The organism is Desulfovibrio sp., assembly GCF_035644575.1.
Lineage (GTDB): Bacteria > Desulfobacterota > Desulfovibrionia > Desulfovibrionales > Desulfovibrionaceae > Desulfovibrio.
Genome location: NZ_DASQOG010000115.1, coordinates 1 through 18,657, shown reverse-complemented (window position 1 = coordinate 18,657; position 18,657 = coordinate 1). Strand labels below are relative to the sequence as shown.

Below are 18,657 nucleotides of genomic sequence, written 5' to 3'. Positions count from 1 at the left end.
GCTTGAAACCTACCGCGAAATCGTGCGCCTGTGCAGCAAGCCCCTGGACATGCCCAAAAAGATCGTTGTTGATGTGACCCCCATGGACATCAACACCACCATCTGCGTGGGCGACCTGCAGCTGCCCGAAAACGTCAAGGCTGTTTACGACCAGAACTTCGCCATCGTCAGCGTTCTTTCCAAGGCCAAGGAAGCCGCTGAAGCCGCCGAATAAGACTGTTTGACGCAAAGCCCGGTCATCGGGCCTTTGTGCGACTGTATTGGCCGGTTCCTAGCGGAACCGGCCTCATTTTATGTACGCATGGCGCCATGAACAAACCAGCCTTTGTCACGCACAAGCTGTCTGCCCATAACCGGGAACTGCGGCTCGAACTCTGGCCCAATCATGGGGCCGGGGTCATGCTGTTTTATCCTGGCACCATGCTGTCGCCCATACAGTATCGGCCCATGATTGCCGCCTTGCAGCAAGCTGGCTTTGCCGTTGCCGCAGTGCATTTTACCGGGCACGGGCTGAACCGCCACAGCGCGGGTTTCAGCTTTGACGACCTGCGGCAAAACTGCCTGGACGCCGAGGCATGGCTGCGTGACGCAGGCCATGCCCACATTGCCGTATGCGGGCACAGCCAGGGCGGCATACTCGCCTTGGCGCACGCTGCGGCATCCTCCAGCCTTACGGCGGCATTCCCCATTACCGGCGTGTTGCCCCAGATGCGCGAGGCTGTCTATCTGACGCGCTTTGCCGGGCTGGCTGACCGCAGGGCGGATATTGAACGTATTTTCTGTAGACTGGCACACTGGCTGCCGTGGCTGCCCATGCCCTTGCAGGCTTATCTTGATTCCTGGCGGATCATTTCCGGCGCGCGGCGAACTGTGAGCAACCGCCGCAGAACACGGCTGACGTACCCCCTGAGTTTTTTGGCCAGCCTGTTCAACACGCGTCTGCCCGAGGGGCTACAGTGCCCCCTGTGTTTTTTCAGCGCTCAAAACGATGCCCTGTTTACGCCAGCCATCATTCAGGCCACCTTTGACTGCCTCAAGGCACCGGCCAAAAAGCTGGTCTGGCTGCCCGGCGGCGGGCATCTGGCCGCCATGAATCCCCCGCTGTGCCACTTCATGGCCCGCACCGCAGCAGCGGCATGCGCGGGGCTTGGCCTGCCGCTGCACCTTGAGCAGACCAGAGCAGATAAACTTTGAAAATATACATTTTCAAAGTTTAAGACACGCCGGTTCCGGCATTTAACCGCGCAAGTAAATTGCGCTCATACCTTCACGGCGAGTGCCTGCTCTCGCAGTCATCAGAGCAATTTCAAAATGAAGTTGCCCTAAAATCGCCCCCGGAGGCGCATCCAATGGATTATAAAGGCGTTATCGTAGGCCTGGGCAATCCCGGCGCCAAATACGACCACACACGTCATAATTGCGGCTTTGATTTTGTGAGCTATCTTGTGGAACTTGCCGCCAGAGACGGCGAGGCGAGCCAGCAGAACGGCGGCAAATTTTCTTGCGAATTGTGGCGCTTGCGCCTGCCAAAGCTTGGGGGCTTATGGCTTGCGGCCAAACCGCAGACATTCATGAACCTGAGCGGCCAGTGCGTGCAGCCGCTGCTCGCCTGGCACAAACTCAAGCCGCATGATCTTGTTGTCGTGCATGACGAGCTGGACATCCCCGCCGGGGAGCTGCGCTTTAAGCTTGGCGGGGGCAATGCCGGGCACAATGGGCTGAAATCCATCACAGAACTTTTGGGAACGCCAGATTTTTACCGCCTGCGCATGGGCATTGGCCGCCCGCCGCACAAGGGTGACGTGACCAACTGGGTACTGGGTCGGCCGGAAGGCGAAGATGCAAAAAACATTGAGAATTCGATGGAACTTGCCGCCGATACATTGTTTGCCTTTGCCGATAAAGGGCTCGACAGCGCAGTTCGTGCTGCGCGAAAGGCATCCTGAGCAATGCCATGCAGTGCTGCCTTTTGATAATGGCTTTCTGTAACCGCTGGTTTTGCAATCAATTTGCAGCAGGCCAATGCTGTAAGCCTTCTGCAACAGTATTTGCGCACTGCCTTGCTGGCCCGGTCAAATGCCCATTGCCCCAAATATGAGCAAAATACTTTTTCAACTGGACTCCTGCCCATTCTTGGACTAGGATATTTGAAGAGTCGGTTTCCGACTCTTCAATACTTCATTTAATTCGCGACTTCCAGCTATCGCTCCAGGTCTCGTTTATTGGCGCCTTTAGGGGCGTTTTGGTGGCATCATGTTCACTCCGGACGATCTCGTTGTATATCCTGCCCAAGGTGTGGGCCAAATAGAACGCATAGACAGCAAAACCGTTGGGGGGCTTGTCTGTGAGCTCTATATTGTGCGCATTCGGGCAAACAACGTCACGCTGATGGTTCCGGTAAACAATGCCGCCCATGTGGGCCTGCGCACCCTTACGCCCAAGGATGAAGCATCCACGATTCTCGAATCCCTCCGCAATGATTCGGGCAAGGTTGTATACACAGGCCAGAACTGGAACCGCCGCTTCCGCGAATATTCCGAGCGGCTCAAAAGCCCGAGCCTTGCTATTGTGGCCGAAGTGCTGCGCGAGTTGCTGCTTATTGGCCGCAGCAAGGAGCTTTCTTTTGGCGAACGGCGGCTTCAGGAGCAGGCTATGGGCCTTGTGACCGGCGAATTGTCAGAAGTTCTGGAAATCGCAGAAGACAAGGTGCGCGACGAACTGCTTGAAATTTATGCCCCCCCGCCAGCACCAGAAGAAACCGCCAGCTAGCCCGCTCACACCCAGACCGAATTTTTTGTGAACAGCGACGTATTTTTTCCTTGCCATTACAGAAAAGATGGGCTAATCGCATTTTCACACATCTTTTTTGTTCCCAATATCATCCGCCTACCACGCTACAATATGCAAATATTGTAAGCGTTACCCTGTGTCTTATCAAAATATCGGACTGTTATGCGCAAAAAGAAAGCTACTTCCACACTGTTGACCGACAGCGCCTTGAGCCTCACGGATCTGAAGACGCGTAGCATGCAGGAACTCATGGAGCTGGCTGAGCAGTATGAAATTGAAAATGCCAGTTCCATGCGTAAGCAGGAACTCATTTTCGCTCTGCTTTCCACCTGTGCTTCACAAAACGGCGCCATTTACGGTGATGGCGTGCTTGAAATTCTGCCCGATGGCTTTGGCTTTTTGCGCTCGCCGCTGTGCAGCTACATGCCCGGCCCGGACGACATCTACGTGTCGCCTTCGCAGATCAGGCGGTTTTCCTTGCGCAAGGGCGATATAGTTTCCGGTCAGATCCGCCCCCCCAAGGAGGGCGAACGCTACTTTGCCCTGCTCAAGGTCACCGAGATCGGCTTTGAACCGCCGGAACACGCTAAAAATCTTGTTCTGTTCGACAACCTCACGCCAATCTATCCTGACCGCCAGCTCGTCATGGAAAATGGCGAGAAAAATCTTTCCAACCGCGTTATCGACATCATGGCCCCCATTGGCTGCGGGCAGCGCGGCCTTATCGTGGCCCCGCCGCGCACGGGTAAAACAATCCTGCTCCAGGCGCTGGCCAATGCCATTAACGCCAATAACCCCGATGTGTACCTCATTGTGCTTTTGATTGACGAGCGCCCGGAAGAAGTTACCGACATGGAGCGCACAGTCAAAAAGGCCGAGGTTATCAGCTCCACCTTTGACGAACCGCCGCAGCGCCACGTGCAGGTGTGCGAGATGGTGCTTGAAAAAGCCAAGCGCCTTGTGGAACGCAAGCGCGATGTTGTCATTCTGCTCGACTCCATCACCCGCCTGGGGCGCGCGTATAACGCGGTTACTCCTTCTTCCGGCCGGGTGCTCTCCGGCGGTCTTGACGCCAACGCCCTGCAACGGCCCAAACGCTTTTTTGGCGCGGCCCGCAATATTGAAGAAGGCGGCAGCCTCACCATCATCGCTACGGCGCTTATCGACACGGGTTCCCGCATGGATGAAGTTATCTTTGAAGAATTCAAAGGTACCGGCAACATGGAAATCTACCTCGACCGCCACCTTTCGGAAAAACGCGTCTTCCCCGCCATCGACATCAACCGCACGGGCACCCGCAAGGAAGATCTGCTGCTGGCCGACGATGTGCTCAACCGCGTGTGGATTCTGCGCAAAATTCTTGCGCCCATGTCTTCCATCGACAGCATGGAATTTTTGCTGGACAAAATGCGCGCGACCAAATCCAACAAGGATTTCATGAACGCCATGGGCAAGTAAGCCCCCGGCAACCAACCAAGGCAAATTGCCGCTCTGCGGCGCGAGGATGGAGCCGTCCACCCGGTCGGCTCCAGGTTTCACCTTGACCTTGGGTTTAGCAAGGCTTATCTTTTAGGGTGTAATTTGCATTATTGCCCAACTCTCAACGGAGGCTCCCCGCATGTTCGGCGTAAGCATGCCTGAATTATTGCTCTTACTTGTTGTGGTTCTGCTTGTTTTCGGGTCGAACAAACTGCCGGAAATCGGCGGCGGGCTGGGTCGGGCAATCCGCAACTTTCGCCGCTCTTCAACCGAGCCGGATGAAATTGACATAACCCCCAAGGATAAAAAGCAGCCCACGTCTACTGACGATCCCAATCACAAGGCATAGAACCGCCCGTTGAAACATAAGGATTTGTCATGAAAACGGAACAGCTTTCAGTTTTTCTGGAAAACCGGGCCGGGCGTCTGGCCGAGGTTACGCATACTCTGGCAGAGGCTGGCATTAATATTCGCGCGCTCTCGCTGGCCGATACTTCTGACTTCGGCATTCTGCGCATGATTGTATGCGACCATGATAAAGCCAAGGTTGTTTTGAAAGAAAAGGGATTCACCCTTGGCCGCACAAGCGTTGTGGCCGTGGAAGTTCCCGATGTCCCCGGCGGCCTCGATTCCGTCCTTCAGACGGTTTCCAAGAACGGCATCAACGTGGAATACATGTACGCCTTTGTGCAGCGCGAAGCCGAAAGCGCCGTCATGATCTTTCGCTTTGACAAGGTCGATCAGGCTATTGAAGTACTCAAGGCCCACGACTTTGTCATTATCCCGGCAGAACGCCTCTGCGCCCGCTAGGGCGTTGACCCAAGCCTCAGGATTTTCAAGCTCAAAGAGCCGCTGTTACAGCGGCTCTTTTTTTGTCTCGGCTCTCTGGCAGATTTTACGCAAAATGGCTTGTGGTTTCCCACAAGCCATTTTTTGTTGCGAATGAAGTGACCCGTGGGCGTCAATACCATGATCCTAGCCGACCCTAGAACGACCAGGCAACTCCCAGAGAAACAAGGGACTGATCATATCTGTACAACGGGCTTTCCGAATTGTTGTGAGTATACTGGTACGTAGTTTCAACCGACCATGCATCGGTAATGTGCCACGTAAGGGCCGCGCCGGTGCGCCATTTCTGGTCAAGCCTGTTTGACGTTTCAAGGGCCGTTGCCGGGCCGTTGTACCAGTCATTTTCAAAGGAAACAAAGGGGGCAAACTCAAAGCCCTTGGGCAGTTTGAGTGAAAGCCTACCGCTGGCTTCCCATCCGGTGTAGCAGTAATCGGCCTTCTCCGGCGTATTGCCGCCCACATAACTCAGGCCAACCATGATTTCATGGTTGCTCTCGCCAAAAAAACGCCGCACATACTGGCCCAGTGTCCAGTATGCGCCGTTGCGGTCGCCGTCCCGCGAGTATGCCCGCGAATCCAGGGTACCGCGCGTAATGAGATGCCATGACGGCGTGACCGCCCAAAGCCATGTAGCTTCCGGGCCGGATGCCGTGACATTCTGGTACCACTGATAATCAAAAACTTCGCTCTTGAGGCGCAGATCAAACATGGTTGTAGGCGTGAGATGGCGAAGGCCCACCGCCGCCCTGCCCCATTCAGAAGTGCGGCTGTGTACATCATCAAGCGATGAATCTCCATTGCCGCGCGCCATGCCCTGGGCATCGCCTACGATCCACCATGGCGTATCCCGCTCGGCCTTCCAGCCCACATCAAGGTTTGCCCCCAAATAAGCGCCAAAGGTACCCTTGGCTTCCGAATCCGGCAGGCTGACACGCCACGTACCCAAATCCATTGTGGTGCTTGAAGGGCCAAATGTAGCGTTTGAGTCATACAACAGCCCGGTGCGGAGTTTGCCATGCACCTGCCAGTGATCGTAACGCTTTTCAAGCGAATCCAGAAGTCGGTCATTATCAGCCTTGCTGATGTTGGGATTCAGCGAACGCATGGTTGCCATGGCTCGTTCCGCGCTGTCCCGGTCTTCAAGCGCCATATAGGCCTGCGCCAGTTCGCTGTAGAGTACCGGCTCCGACGGATACTTTTCCGTGAGGCGTTCATAGGCCATTACAGCCTGATTGTACCGCCCGCTGCGCATGGAACTGCGCGCCAGATTGAGGTTGATTTCATCATCGTCCGGCGCTTCACGCAGCAGGCGCATGTACATATCGTATGCGGAAGCATATTTGCCCTGTTGCATGAGAGCCGCAGCATCTGCCTTGGCAGATCCTACCGCCGTGCGCAGAGCGGGGGAATCCTCTGCGGCAATGGCGGCACTGACCAGCAAAAGCATGCACAGAAGCGCAAGCGCGAACCTACAGCAGAGCTGCAGCAGGTGGAATGGATTACGTATCATTGTTTGCTCCACCTATCGTTGCTTGCCGGAAAATGTGCCAGATTCCCTCAATTCGCCATCACTGTTATTAGTGATCTTGTAGCCGCCTGAAACAGACAGCCCTGATGTGTTGCGGGCGGCGGTGCCGCTCATGGAGCCGGAATAATCATCCGCCGTGAACCCGCTGACATTCAGGCTTGAGCCGCTGATGCTCCCCCTTCCACCCGTCATTGCCATAGGTGTGTCCAAGTTGCCAGACTGCATGACGCCGTTGCTTACGGCACCGCTTGCCAGATTAACCTGAAAGCTGAACGATCCCGTGTACACTTCATTGTTCAGCGAACCAGACACGTTGGCGTTGCCCGTCTGCCGGAAGCCCTCGCCCAGCGCCTGCGATACAATGGGTGTCTGCGCCAGCGTCGTTGGTGCAACAGGATTACCCACAGCAGTGGAAGGCGGCGCAAGCTGCGCTGTTCCGCTAGAGGCGGGGTTGTTGGCCGCCACGCTGCCAGACACCAGATTGTGGTCTGCCGGCGTCATGGGCGTAGGCGTGCCTTGAGGCAGGGTGATCTTGAAACCGGTCGGCACCAGCACACCGTTAACAAAGACCTGCTTGGTGGTGTTGGTTACAAAGACGGTTGTGGTACCGTTGCCTACCCGGACGGCAAAGATGGTGCCGCGAATACCAACGGTAGCATCCGGCGTGACCACAGAAAAGCCGTCAGGATTTTTTTCCACAATCTTGCCCGTGATGAAGCGGGCCACGCCCTGCCCCATTCTGGCCTTGAAGGCAGGATTAGCACCTTCTGCGACAACCGTTTCAAGGCTCAGGGACGTATTGGAACCAAGCGCCACGGTTGTGTCGTCGTCAAAAAGAATCTGCGCCCGACCCGTGGCATCTGTCGTCAGCGTATCCCGATCCCCAACCGGGCTTTTCATGTCCAGCGCCACTGCCTGCCCATCTCTTTGGGCAGTAACGCCAGCCTTGAAGGAAATAACCTGTCCCACATCCTTGGCCGTACATACGCCCCCAGCCAGTAAAGTCAGGCACAGGGCCAAAGCCCCGCGCCACAGCATTGAACGAATCATGTTTCCCCCACAGCAACAGGATGTTTCTACTTGCCTTCCATTGTCCAGATGCCGTCCCACTGGGCAGGCGGATTCTGCGCGAGCATGAGCGAGCGCTCATGATACAGGCTAAACAGACGAACGGCGGGATACCTTTTTGCCAGCGCTGCAAAGCCAGCAGCCGCCTCGCCAAAATCCCCCTGTTCATACAGAGCGCGCGCCGCGCTCCATTGCGGCATAGCCGCCTGAAAAATTGCATCCGTACCCGGCCTCATGGGCCAGTAGATGCTGACAGGCTTCGTCTTGCCCTTGACCCGCAGCACGTCAAGATGAACAAAGGCAAAGGCATCCCCGCAGCCTTCCCTGGTATCCCCGCTCACCACCACGGGCGCGCCGTAGCGTTTGCACAGCCCCTCTAGGCGCGAGGCCAGGTTCACATTATCGCCTATGAGGGTGTAGTTGATAAGGTCGTCCGACCCCATGTTGCCCACATAGGCCTGCCCGGTGTGAATGCCCGCGCCCATGGCAAGGCGTATGCCAAAGTTCGCCTCAATTTCGCCGTTCAGCGCCTCAAGCTGCTCCTGCATGCTCAATGCGGCGTCCACCGCCAGCGCGGGATGCCCCGGCACATCAAGGGGCGCGTTCCAGAAGGCCATGAGCGCATCACCGATGAACTTGTCCAGAGTGCCCTGCCGACTGCGCACAATGGCCGTCATGGGCGTAAAATAGCGGTTCAGCAGTTGCACCACATCCTGCGGCGAAAGCGATTCAGAAAGGCTCGTAAATCCCCTGATATCCGTGAACAGAATGGAAAGCTCACGGTTTTCGCCCGCCAGCAGATCGCCCTGCCGCTTGCTGATCCGCTTGACAACCTCCGGCGATACATAGCGCGAAAAGGCACGGCGCAGAACAATTTTCTGCTTTTCCTCCTGCCAGAAGCGCACGCTCAGCAGCAAGCCGCCGCACAGCAGGGTGGTGAGCAGACCATACAGAGGCGAAAGAAACAGGCCTCCCATAAACAGCTGGCGTGAGGCCACGACCGTAGCGCCCATCAGCGCCAGCGAAGACGGCACATACACGCGCGGCCCGGCAAAGCCAAAGGCAAGCGTTGCCGCGCAGGTCACAAAGGCGATTATCAACGCCTGCGCCCCAGGCCCCCAGGATGGCAACTGCACAAAATTGCCGCTGATCATGGCGTCTATGGCCGCCGCATGCACTTCCACCCCCGGCATCACCCTGTCAAAGGGCGTTGCGCGGATGTCGGCCAGACCGGGTGCGGATGTGCCCACAAAAACAATGCTACCGTCGATATCAGCCCGCTTTGCACTGCCCTCCAGCACCTTGGCGGCGCTGATATACCTATAAGTATGCCGCCCCCCCTGAAAGGGAACCAGCATATAGCCCTCGCGCGAAACCGGAATCTTGAACTCCCCCGCCGCCACGCTGAAAAGCCCGTCCGGCCCTGTGTACAGCCGCAGGGCATCAGTTCCCAGCGCGCGCATGAGAGCCTGCAAGGCCAGCGATGGGTAAACGGCATCCCCAAGCTTGAGCAGTAGCGGAACCTGCCGTACAAGGCCATCCGCATCGGGCGAGACATTCACAAAACCCACGGGGGCCTCTGCAAAAAGCCGCGGCAGGGGCAAAACAGCGCCAAGGGCTGGCGGCAAATAGGCGTCGAATGGGGGAGCATCCTTGCCGCCCCGCGCTATCATGGCCGGAGGCTGCGGCAGGGGGCCTGTGTACGCCTTGCCCGCATAACGGGCAAAAGCGCCAAGCACCACAGGCGCCGCACGCACGGAGGCGGCAAACAGGGCATCAAAATCCCCCAAAAACGAAGGCAGGCCAATAATTTCGAGCGTCACGCCCCTGTCTCGATAAAGCCCCTCACGCATGCTCGCTGGCGAAGTTCTGTCCGGCTCTGCAAACATGATATCCAGCCCTATGGATGCAGCGCCGTTTTGCGCCAGCCTGTCCACAAGGTCGGCCACCAGATACCGGGGCCAGGGCCACTGTCCGTAACGGGCCAGGGATTCCTCGTCTATATCGACAACAAGAGGTACCGCAGAAGGCTCGCTTTGCCGCCGCAGGGGCAGCAGCGCATCGTAAATTCTCAGATCAAGGCGTTGCAGCGCCACAGGCTGCACCACATACAGCGCCAGCATGGCAAGGCCGCCGCACAGCCCCACAAGGGCGGTGAAAAGCCACGGCTGCCGCAGCAGGCGTTTCAGGGCATCTGCAATGTTCATGAAGCAGTATCGCGGTTTGCCTGTTCCGGCTCCGCATCAGGAAAGCGCTCATAAATTTTGGCGACAACGTCCATGATTTCTTCAAGGCATTCCACAAGCTGCGGGTCGAAATGACTGCCCGCCTCCTCGCGCAGGAGAGCAAGAGCCTTTTCGTGCGGCCATGCGGCCTTGTACGAACGGGGAGAAACCAGCGCGTCAAACACATCGGCGATGGCGGTTATACGCGCTGCAAGGGGGATATCCTCCCCTTCCAGCCTGCCAGCGTCGCTTGGGCCTGCATAGCCCTTGCCGTTCCATTTCTGATGGTGATGGTGGGCTATCTCGCGGGCAAAGGTCATGAATCCGCCGCTCTGGGCTTCTGCCTCCAGAATGCCCGCGCCAATAATCGTATGCGACCGCATGACGGCCATTTCTTCATCAGAGAGCTTGCCCGGCTTTTTCAGCAGCAGATCGCTCACGCCCACCTTGCCTATGTCGTGCAGCATGGCGGCGAGGCGTATCTGGCTTTTGACATGCAGGGTCACGTCCGGGTCAAGGCACAGGCGGTTGGCCCGCACCTGGTACATTTCTGCGGCAATGGCGCCCACGCGCTCGGCATGGGGCCCAGTTTCCAGCGGATCATGCACGGATGCCAGCCGCACAAGCCTGTTGATGCTTGCCCGCACAAGATGGCTGCGCTCAAGGATATTGGCGATTTCGCGGGCCAGCACCCGTATGTGCCGCTCCATATCGTGGGTGAACTTGCGGGGCTTGCCCGTGCGCGGATCAAGGCTGTTGATAAGCTGCATCACACCCGAGATGCGCCCCGCGTGGTCGTGAAACGGCACCACGAGCATGGATTCCGTGTGGTATCCCGTGGCCTTGTCAAAATCATCACGGAATGAAAACGGCAAATCCTTTGGCAAGGCGCGCACATCCACAATATTGAGCATTTCGCCCGTGCAGGCAGCATAGCCCGCAATGGAATGAGGATTGGTGGGCAGGCGCGCCGATGAATAGGCGAACTTTGAGGCAGTGTTTACAGAAAACAGACTGTCATTGTGCGTGTAGGCAAAGAGCAGGTCTTCTCCATCAACAAGAAAAATGGTTCCGGCATCTGCCCGCGTGATCTCGCGGGATTTGGCGAGTATGCGGTCAAGCAGCGTGTTTTCGTCCTGATACTGCGAAAGGTCGTCCAGAAACCTGTCGAGCCAGTCGCTGAACTGAACCAGACCACATTCTCCGCAGGCCTGCTGCCTGGGCATGGGCAGGCTGAACCGCATGCCTTCACGCGCAAAGCACAGACGCTGCCCGCTTATCTGGCAACTGTGCAAGGCCTCACGCTGTAGCGCGTCTATCTGCGCGTCCGTCATGTCCGGCGCATGGTGTGAAAGCACAATGCATCCCGACCCGGCAGCATGCCCCAGATCACGCCAGTCTTCCCAGCGGGAATGCCCCCAGCCTTCAATATAGCTGGCCTTGCTGTACATGCTGTCCACAACAGCCAGATCCGAGCCTTCAAGCAGTTCGCGCGCCGCCTGCTGCACTTCGGGGGCGCGGGTGATTTCATAATCGCCGGAGTACACAAAAACGGCATTGTCGGCGCAAACCCTGTAGGCAAGCGCACCGCCGGGATGGTTGGCCGCTATGGCCGCTACCGCAACTCCATCGGCGGGATGCACCTCGTCGCCGGGTTCAAGGCTGTGCCGCACAACGTTTCCGGCAAAATCGCTGAAAGGTATGGGAAACATGCCGTGGGCAAAGTGATTGTCCAGCACGTCCTCAAGCCAGGCGGGAATATAGATGTGGGTTGTCCAGCGGGGGGAATGCAGGGGGGGGAAGAACCCCAGCCCCTGAATGTGGTCTGTATGCCCGTGCGAAATAAAAAGATGGCAGGTGCCGCTTTCCGGCAGGTTTTCGCCAGCCTGCCGCAGACCTGTACCAGCATCAAAAAAAATAAGCGCCCCGTTGTCGGAGCGCAGTTCAACGCATGAGGTGTTGCCACCGTAAAACGACATGGCCGGAGCTGGCACGGCAATGCTGCCGCGCACGCCTCTGAGCACTACTTCCATGCGATCCTCCTAGTGGATCAATACGGTGTTTTTATAGCGCTAACCCTATGTCTTTTGTGATTTTTTTCAAGCGGCAAAAACCGGCATATCTGATATGCGCTAACCTGATTAAGTATGAATAGAATGAGTTGGAAAGATATTACTGAAAAATATTTTTTTTACTTATGAAAGGCAATAAAAGCGTTATCCGGCCAATCAACAGACCGGATAACGCTTTTATTGTATGCTTTGCCTAGAACACGCCGGTTACGCGCCCGGTTGTCACATCCACATCGATGTTGCGGAAGGAAGGCCTGGAGCCAGTACCGGGCATAAGGCTGATATCGCCCGCCACCGGGGCCACAAGGCCAGCGCCGCCAAAAAGCAGCACATCGCGCACATGCAGCCGCCAGGAAGAAGGCACGCCCTTGCGCTTGGCATCATCCGAAAGCGAGTACTGGGTTTTGACCATGCACACGCCAAGCTCATCCGCATCGGGGCGTTCCTGAAGCGTCTTGAGCCGCTGGGCGGCCATGGGTTCAAAATCCACGCCGTCCGCGCCGTACACTTCGCGGGCGATGCAGACAATGCGCTCGGCAATGGGCAGCTTCCAGTCGTAGAGCGGGCGGAAGTTCCGCTTGGGCGAGTTGCAGGCGTCCATGACGGCATCTGCCAGTTCAAGCGCGCCTTCGCCGCCTTTTTCCCAGTGTTCAGAAACAGCCACGCTTGCCCCCGCCTTTTCGCAGATACGGCGGATAGCGGCAATTTCAGCGGGCTTGTCGGTATAAAACTTGTTAATGCACACAACAGACGGCACGCCGGAACGGCGTACAATACCGATGTGGTGCAGCAGGTTGACGCAACCGGCCTCCACCAGACCCACATCTTCCCGCAGGTATTCTTCGGGCAGGGGCTGACCGGGGCGGGGCTGCGGCGCGCCGCCGTGGTGCTTGAGCGCCCGCACTGTCGCCACAATCACCGCCGCGTCAGGGGCAAGGCCGCTGTAACGGCACTTGAGGTTCCAGAATTTTTCGTAGCCCATTTCTGCGGCAAAGCCGGATTCTGTCACATGGATGTCGCCAAGCTTCAGCCCCACCCTGTCGGCAATAACCGAACTCTGGCCCAGGGCAATATTGCCGAAGGGGCCAGTATGCACCAGCACGGGCTGGCCCTCGATGGTCTGGATAAGGTTGGGCTTGATGGCCTCCACCAGCCAGGCGGTCATGGCGCCGTCCACTTCAAGGTCGGCGGTGGTCACGGGTCTGCCGTTGCGGTCAAGGGCAAGCACCATGCGGCCCATGCGCTGCCGCAGATCGGCCAGATCGCGCGCCACGGAAAGGATGGACATGACCTCGGAAGCAACGGTGATGTCAAAGTGCGAGCGCATCATAAAGCCGTCGTTGCGCCTGCCGTCGCCTTCCATGCCGATAATCACGTTACGCAGGGCCTGGGCGCAAAAATCCATCACCCAGCCGGTGCTGACGCGCGTGGGGTCAATATCCAGACGGCGCATGCCAGAGAGCCGCTCAAGCGTTGCGTCGTCATAGTTGCGCTCGTGCTGCATGCGGGATGTGAGGGCCGTCATGGCAAGATTGTGAGCCGCGCCCACGGCATGGATATCGCCCGTAAAGTTGAGGGAATACGGCGTGAGCGGGATGCACTGCGAAAGACCGCCGCCAGCGGCGGAACCCTTCATGCCCATGGTGGGGCCGCCCGAAGGCTGGCGGATAGCGGCGGAAGACCGCAAACCACGCCGCGCAAGCCCCTGCACCAGACCGATGGTGGTGGTGGACTTGCCTTCGCCAAGGGGCGTGGGCGTGATGGCCGTAACGTCAACATATTTGCCGTTGGGGCGGTTTTCAAGCCTTTGCAGCACTTCCTGCTGCTCAATCTTGCCCATGTATCGCCCGTAGGGCAGCACTTCTGAAGGTTCCAGCCCCATCTCGTCGGTCAGGGCTTCAAAAGTTTTCATATTCTGTTCGGCATCCAGGGCTATCTGCCAGTCCGGGTGCTTGGTGGGATCAAGAGTCATGCTGTCTCCATACAACAAAGAATTGGCAAAATGGTACGGGCCGCCCGCTGGGGCGTCAAGCCCGGGGCAACAGACATCGTGGCGGCCTTGCGGCTGTAGACCGCATCATATATATACCACAACAATTCCGCCATGTTCATGGGCGGGTTTGCCCGCCGTAACTGGCAGGCTGGAAATTTCACCGGACTCGCAGTCAGAACCGTAACGTATGCAGCGGCACGGCCCCCGCCCTGCCGCAAAGCACAGGAGCAGCCATGCGATTCACCGCTCAACAAGGCCGCCTGAGCATACATCTGCGCGTTTTTCGCCAGGGGCGCGACCTGCAGGTGCTCTGCGGCGGCGGCGCAACCCATATCGGCGCAGTGGCTCTGGCCGCGCCTGCGCATGGTCAGATAGAAGCCCAATGCCATCTGGCGGGTCTGCCCGGCCACAAGGAAGACGCTCTCGCCCTGCGCATGGCCGAACACATGGCCCAGGCCCTGAGCTGCGCCGTGTGCGTCAGCGCGGGCATCCACTACGACAACATCACCCGCGAAGAAATCCGGCAGGTCGAGCAGATGGTCCACGACCTGACGGAGCGTTGCATCTCCGCGCTGCAAAAGGATTCTCCATGCTCACGGTAAACGATCTTACGGAACTGGAAAACTACATCCGCAGCGGCGAGCTCGAAGCCGATTTCAAGGACGGTTGCGAAAACGACCGCTTCTACCTGCTTGAACTGCTGGAAAAGCTCATGGACGTCTCCGAACTGGCCGATGCTGCCGCCACCCGGCTCATCTTCAAGGGGCTGCCTGTTCCTCCGCCGCCCACAGAAAAATAACGCGCCACAGGGCCTTTGCCTGCAATGCCGGGAGAGAGCCAGCCAGAATCTAGGCAGGCAGATGCGCTCCTGATTCCAGGGCGCCTGCCACCACAGCGCAAAGCCGCGCCACATCCTCAGCCGGGGTAATATACGGCGGCATGAGGTAAACGAGGCGGTTAAATGGCCGCACCCAGATGCCATGCCGTACAAAATACTCCTGCAACGCGGCAGTATTGACGGGTTCGCACGTTTCCACAACGCCTATGCCGCCCAGTACGCGCACGTCAGCCACGCCTTGCAGCCCCGCACAGGGGGCAAGCCCTGAACGCAGGCCGCTTTCAAGATTTGCCACCTTCTGCCGCCAGTCTTCCTCTCGCAGCAGGTCAAGGCTGGCGCAGGCCACTGCGCAGGCCAGCGCATTGGCCATAAAGGTGGGGCCGTGCATAAACACATTGCCCCCGGCGCAGATGCCCTCCGCCACGCTGGCTGTGCAGGCCGTGGCAGCCAGGGTGAGCACCCCGCCCGTAAGCGCCTTGCCACAGCAGAGAATATCCGGCACAAGACCGGCCCATTCCGCAGCAAACATCTTGCCCGTGCGGCCAAAACCCGTGGCGATTTCGTCAAATATCAGCAGCGCGCCAGCCTCGCAGCACAGTTGTGCAAGGCCGCGCAGATATTCGGGATGGTAAAACCACATGCCGCCCGCGCCCTGCACCACGGGTTCAAGAATCACCGCCGCGATCTCGTGCCCGCGCCCGGCAAAAACACGCCGGGCATCGTCCAGGCTCGCGGGGTCAAAGGGCTGGTCAAAGCGGCAACTTGGCCGCTCCATAAATATCTGTTGGGGCAGCATGGCTGTAAACAGACTGTGCATGCCCGTCACCGGGTCGCACACCGACATGGCGCCAAAGGTATCCCCATGATAGCCGCCGCGCGGCGTTAGAAACTTTGTGCGCCCGGTCTGGCCCCTGCCCTGCTGGTATTGCAGAGCCATTTTCAGCGCCACCTCCACCGCCACCGAGCCGGAATCGGCAAAAAACACGCGCTCAAACCCAGCGGGCATGAGGCGCAGCAGCTTCTCTGCCAGATTGACCGCCGGCTCGTGCGTCAGGCCGCCAAACATCACATGGGGCATGCGCCCGGCCTGTGCGTGCAGGGCCTCCATAAGGCGCGGATGATTATAGCCGTGCACGGCAGCCCACCAGGATGACATGCCGTCCACAAGTTCCCTGCCGTCTGCCAGTACAATGCGGTTGGCTCTGGTGCGCGCCACAGTGCTGAGCAAGGGCGGCTGCGAGGCCGAAGCATAGGGGTGCCAGATGGTCTGATGATCGCGGCGCACAACATCCGCGCCGCAGTCGCAAGCAGGATCCTGTGAGGCTTGCAGATGCCGCACAAGCGGTTCAAGCCCCAGAGCCAGAGTCTGCCAGCCCTGTGCATCCAGTTGCGCCACGCGCGGCAATTCCACCAGAGGCGCCGTCAGGCCTTGTTGCGCCAGCCGCTCACGCAGCATGGCGGCATTGTCGGCCAGCATGGCGTCCACATCCACACCGGGGCAACCCGCTGCCGGATCGGCAGAGGGCACAAGCACCACTCCGGCCAGTTGCAGGCCGTTATGCCGCAGCGCATCCAGCGAAAGCAGAATGTGGTTCAGCCCACCCAGATAGTTGCCGCCCACCAGCAGCACGGGCACTCCCACCGAGGCCATGAGGTCGAGCATGTCCTCGCGCTCGTTGAGCGGCACCCGCAAGCCGCCAGCGCCCTCGAGCAGCAGCATTTCAGCGGTGCTGGCACGGCTGTGGCAAATAATGTCGTTACGCAGTTCTGCGCAGGTCAGGCGCGCGCCTTCGCGGGTTGCGGCCAGATGAGGCGAAGCAGGCAGGCTGAAGCAATGGAGGGCCGTGGCAGGCAGCATGGCGGCGCATTGCGGCATACCCGCAACGGCAGCGGCATACACGCGGGCATCGGCCAAGGGGGCCGTATTGGCCTGCTCCGGCGCAACGCCAGTCTGCACAGGTTTTACAGCCTGCGCCTTGACTCCGGCCAGCAGCAAGGCCCGCAGCAGGGCCGCCGTCACAACGGTCTTGCCCACATCTGTGCCGGAACCGGCTACAAAAAGGCCCCTTAGCGGCAGATCAGTTTTTTCCTCAGCAGTTTGCATCGCAGCGAACCTCAAGCCCTTGCGCGGCGATCATTTCAAGATCATGCGCAATGCTCTGCCCGTGGGTTGTAAGATAATCGCCCGTCATGAGGGCATTGGCCCCGGCGGCGAAAATTTCATTCTGGCGGTTGCCCAGCACCAGGGGTCTGCCACCGCAAATGCGCAAGGTCGCCTTGGGCAAAATGTGCCGGAACACGGCAATGAGCGTCAGCGCTTCATCAGCGGTGAGGGGCTTCTGCCCTGCCAGCGGCGTTTCCGGGTGCGGATGCAGAAAATTCATGGGCACATGGCTCACGCCCATCTTTTTGAGACTGAAGGCAAAATCCACGCGGTCTTCCCAGCATTCTCCCAGGCCGAACAGGCCGCCGGAACACACGCTCAGGCCCGCCCCACTGGCTCGCAGCACAGTGTCGCGCCGCTGCTCCCAGGTTTGCGTGGTGCACACGCTGGAGTAAAAGTCCTGCGAGGTTTCCATATTATGGTGAAACCGGGTAAGCCCGGCCCCGGACAAAAGCGCAAAATCTTCAGCAGTGAGTTTGCCCAGCGATGCGCAGACGCGCGGGCGCACGGCATCCGGCAGGCCGGAAATTATAGTCCGCAGGCGCTGCAATTCGCTGCCGCTCAGGGCCGAACCGCTGGTAACAACGCCAATGCGCGCCACAGGCAGGGCTGCAAGATGCAGAATGCGCTCGCGCAGCTCATCGTCCGGCAAGAGAGGAAAAACCTCAATGGGGGTGTGATTGTGCCTGCTCTGGGAGCAGAAACGGCAGTCCATGGAGCAGTTGCCGCTTCTTGCATTGATGATGGCGCACAAAACAATACCGCGCCCAAAGGCCGCTTCGCGCAGCGCAGTGGCCCTGGCAAACAAGTGTTCCTGCGGCAGGGACAAAAGCGCGAGGGCTTCGGCGGGCGTTGCAGCCGCCTGTGATTCAGTCATGATATAACCCTGAAAAAGAACAATGATGCAGAGCAAAAATCATTTGCTGGCCGTAACCGCCCTGAATGGCAGCCATGCCGTCATACAGGCAGGTACAATGCCATTTTTTGGCCTAAAAAAAAAGCCCGCCTCAAGGGCGGACTTTCAGACCGATGACAAAGCCTGCTATTGCGGGTCTTATGCCGGAGATTCTTGAACCTTGCGGCGCTTTTCCCACAGCTTCATGTCTTTCATCTTTTTGCGGCGTTCGCGCTGCAGGGCCTTACACACCAGAGGTGCGTCTTTCTTGAAGCCCCACTTTTCGCGGTATTCAGCCGAGGTCATGCCGTGGCTGGCCAGATGACGCTTGGTAAGGATCTTAAAGCTCTTTCCACACTCAAGGCAGGTGACGGACTTTTCTTTGACCGACTTGCGTGCTTCAACGGCCATTTCGCCGCTGTCCAGTTCCACAGGCGTTTCGCCTTCAGCAACTGCTTTGATGCCCTGCGCCACTTTTTGTATAAAGGCGGCTATTTCTTCTTCGCTCATAACGCGAACGCCAGCTTGTGCTCTGGTAATTTCCAGCGCCTCTTTCAGATAATCGTCCATAACTACCCCTTTATTGTCTTCAATATACTCAATCTGACGCGCTGCGTACCCGCCTGATCGGCTCATTGACAGAACAGTCGGTCCCCCTCCCATCCTGATGGGGAGAACATACACAGCAGCTATTGTTTCGTCAATGTACTATACCCTATAATATAAAATTGTGTTGCAAATTTTACATAACCATTA

General features: G+C 58.2%; 16 protein-coding genes and 1 pseudogene. 9 read left to right on the top strand and 8 right to left on the bottom strand.

Annotation, left to right across the window (positions count from 1 at the left end; all coding sequences use genetic code 11):
• From VEZ52_RS06550 to VEZ52_RS06520, 7 genes and pseudogenes are all read left to right on the top strand, one after another.
• Positions 1–214: pseudogene (locus VEZ52_RS06550) on the top strand (50S ribosomal protein L25); the annotation flags it as partial.
• 95 nt (positions 215–309) lie between these two features.
• Complete coding sequence (locus tag VEZ52_RS06545; RefSeq protein ID WP_324836107.1) at positions 310–1,194, top strand: alpha/beta fold hydrolase; 885 nt, start codon at positions 310–312, stop codon at positions 1,192–1,194.
• Between the two features lie 155 nt (positions 1,195–1,349).
• On the top strand, positions 1,350–1,946 hold the full coding sequence (pth, locus tag VEZ52_RS06540; protein WP_192111907.1) for an aminoacyl-tRNA hydrolase: 597 nt from the start codon (positions 1,350–1,352) through the stop codon (positions 1,944–1,946).
• Positions 1,947–2,253: 307 nt separating this feature from the next.
• Positions 2,254–2,769: a CarD family transcriptional regulator gene (locus VEZ52_RS06535; RefSeq protein WP_240824455.1), complete on the top strand. Its 516-nt coding sequence runs from the start codon at positions 2,254–2,256 to the stop codon at positions 2,767–2,769.
• 183 nt (positions 2,770–2,952) lie between these two features.
• Entirely contained in the window at positions 2,953–4,248 is a 1,296-nt protein-coding gene (gene rho, locus VEZ52_RS06530; RefSeq protein ID WP_240824456.1) for a transcription termination factor Rho, read from the top strand.
• 160 nt (positions 4,249–4,408) lie between these two features.
• Entirely contained in the window at positions 4,409–4,618 is a 210-nt protein-coding gene (locus tag VEZ52_RS06525; protein ID WP_022659359.1) for a twin-arginine translocase TatA/TatE family subunit, read from the top strand.
• 29 nt (positions 4,619–4,647) lie between these two features.
• Positions 4,648–5,079, top strand: coding sequence for an ACT domain-containing protein (locus VEZ52_RS06520; RefSeq protein WP_240824457.1), 432 nt, complete (start codon positions 4,648–4,650; stop codon positions 5,077–5,079).
• Positions 5,080–5,254: 175 nt separating this feature from the next.
• Here VEZ52_RS06520 and VEZ52_RS06515 read toward each other — a convergent pair whose 3' ends face one another.
• The 5 genes from VEZ52_RS06515 to VEZ52_RS06495 all read right to left on the bottom strand — a co-directional run bounded on the left by VEZ52_RS06515 (position 5,255) and on the right by VEZ52_RS06495 (position 13,983).
• Positions 5,255–6,628: a surface lipoprotein assembly modifier gene (locus tag VEZ52_RS06515; RefSeq protein WP_324836105.1), complete on the bottom strand. Its 1,374-nt coding sequence runs from the start codon at positions 6,626–6,628 to the stop codon at positions 5,255–5,257.
• A 12-nt stretch (positions 6,629–6,640) separates the two neighbouring features.
• Positions 6,641–7,696, bottom strand: a complete 1,056-nt coding sequence (locus VEZ52_RS06510; protein ID WP_324836104.1) for a FecR family protein — start codon at positions 7,694–7,696, stop codon at positions 6,641–6,643.
• 26 nt (positions 7,697–7,722) lie between these two features.
• A complete protein-coding gene (locus tag VEZ52_RS06505) occupies positions 7,723–9,921 on the bottom strand; it encodes an adenylate/guanylate cyclase domain-containing protein (protein WP_324836103.1) in 2,199 nt (732 codons plus the stop codon).
• Positions 9,918–11,972 (bottom strand): HD domain-containing phosphohydrolase, encoded by a 2,055-nt coding sequence (locus VEZ52_RS06500; RefSeq protein ID WP_324836102.1) that lies wholly within the window; start codon positions 11,970–11,972, stop codon positions 9,918–9,920. Before VEZ52_RS06500 ends, VEZ52_RS06505 begins: the two co-directional genes overlap by 4 nt.
• Positions 11,973–12,204: 232 nt before the next feature.
• Positions 12,205–13,983, bottom strand: a complete 1,779-nt coding sequence (locus tag VEZ52_RS06495) for a formate--tetrahydrofolate ligase (RefSeq protein WP_324836101.1) — start codon at positions 13,981–13,983, stop codon at positions 12,205–12,207.
• Between the two features lie 254 nt (positions 13,984–14,237).
• Here VEZ52_RS06495 and VEZ52_RS06490 point away from each other — a divergent pair, with 254 nt between their 5' ends.
• Positions 14,238–14,606, top strand: coding sequence for a hypothetical protein (locus VEZ52_RS06490; RefSeq protein ID WP_324836100.1), 369 nt, complete (start codon positions 14,238–14,240; stop codon positions 14,604–14,606).
• Positions 14,594–14,803, top strand: coding sequence for a hypothetical protein (locus VEZ52_RS06485; protein ID WP_192111918.1), 210 nt, complete (start codon positions 14,594–14,596; stop codon positions 14,801–14,803). Before VEZ52_RS06490 ends, VEZ52_RS06485 begins: the two co-directional genes overlap by 13 nt.
• Positions 14,804–14,852: 49 nt before the next feature.
• Here the strand turns inward: VEZ52_RS06485 and bioA are convergent, their stop codons facing one another.
• The 3 genes from bioA to VEZ52_RS06470 all read right to left on the bottom strand — a co-directional run bounded on the left by bioA (position 14,853) and on the right by VEZ52_RS06470 (position 18,471).
• A complete protein-coding gene (bioA, locus tag VEZ52_RS06480; RefSeq protein WP_324836099.1) occupies positions 14,853–16,946 on the bottom strand; it encodes an adenosylmethionine--8-amino-7-oxononanoate transaminase in 2,094 nt (697 codons plus the stop codon).
• Positions 16,933–17,883, bottom strand: a complete 951-nt coding sequence (bioB, locus tag VEZ52_RS06475) for a biotin synthase BioB (protein WP_324836098.1) — start codon at positions 17,881–17,883, stop codon at positions 16,933–16,935. Before bioB ends, bioA begins: the two co-directional genes overlap by 14 nt.
• A 177-nt stretch (positions 17,884–18,060) precedes the next feature.
• Positions 18,061–18,471, bottom strand: a complete 411-nt coding sequence (locus tag VEZ52_RS06470; protein WP_240824580.1) for a MucR family transcriptional regulator — start codon at positions 18,469–18,471, stop codon at positions 18,061–18,063.
• Between the last annotated feature and the right edge of the window lie 186 nt (positions 18,472–18,657).

Coding starts and splice junctions, on each gene's coding strand:
- bioA (WP_324836099.1), bottom strand. CDS start 16,946: ATGCAAACTGCTGAGGAAAAAACTGATCTGCCGCTAAGGGGCCTTTTT.
- rho (WP_240824456.1), top strand. CDS start 2,953: ATGCGCAAAAAGAAAGCTACTTCCACACTGTTGACCGACAGCGCCTTG.
- VEZ52_RS06490 (WP_324836100.1), top strand. CDS start 14,238: ATGCGATTCACCGCTCAACAAGGCCGCCTGAGCATACATCTGCGCGTT.
- VEZ52_RS06500 (WP_324836102.1), bottom strand. CDS start 11,972: ATGGAAGTAGTGCTCAGAGGCGTGCGCGGCAGCATTGCCGTGCCAGCT.
- VEZ52_RS06470 (WP_240824580.1), bottom strand. CDS start 18,471: ATGGACGATTATCTGAAAGAGGCGCTGGAAATTACCAGAGCACAAGCT.
- VEZ52_RS06515 (WP_324836105.1), bottom strand. CDS start 6,628: ATGATACGTAATCCATTCCACCTGCTGCAGCTCTGCTGTAGGTTCGCG.
- VEZ52_RS06545 (WP_324836107.1), top strand. CDS start 310: ATGAACAAACCAGCCTTTGTCACGCACAAGCTGTCTGCCCATAACCGG.
- VEZ52_RS06535 (WP_240824455.1), top strand. CDS start 2,254: ATGTTCACTCCGGACGATCTCGTTGTATATCCTGCCCAAGGTGTGGGC.
- VEZ52_RS06510 (WP_324836104.1), bottom strand. CDS start 7,696: ATGATTCGTTCAATGCTGTGGCGCGGGGCTTTGGCCCTGTGCCTGACT.
- VEZ52_RS06495 (WP_324836101.1), bottom strand. CDS start 13,983: ATGACTCTTGATCCCACCAAGCACCCGGACTGGCAGATAGCCCTGGAT.
- pth (WP_192111907.1), top strand. CDS start 1,350: ATGGATTATAAAGGCGTTATCGTAGGCCTGGGCAATCCCGGCGCCAAA.
- bioB (WP_324836098.1), bottom strand. CDS start 17,883: ATGACTGAATCACAGGCGGCTGCAACGCCCGCCGAAGCCCTCGCGCTT.
- VEZ52_RS06525 (WP_022659359.1), top strand. CDS start 4,409: ATGTTCGGCGTAAGCATGCCTGAATTATTGCTCTTACTTGTTGTGGTT.
- VEZ52_RS06505 (WP_324836103.1), bottom strand. CDS start 9,921: ATGAACATTGCAGATGCCCTGAAACGCCTGCTGCGGCAGCCGTGGCTT.
- VEZ52_RS06485 (WP_192111918.1), top strand. CDS start 14,594: ATGCTCACGGTAAACGATCTTACGGAACTGGAAAACTACATCCGCAGC.
- VEZ52_RS06520 (WP_240824457.1), top strand. CDS start 4,648: ATGAAAACGGAACAGCTTTCAGTTTTTCTGGAAAACCGGGCCGGGCGT.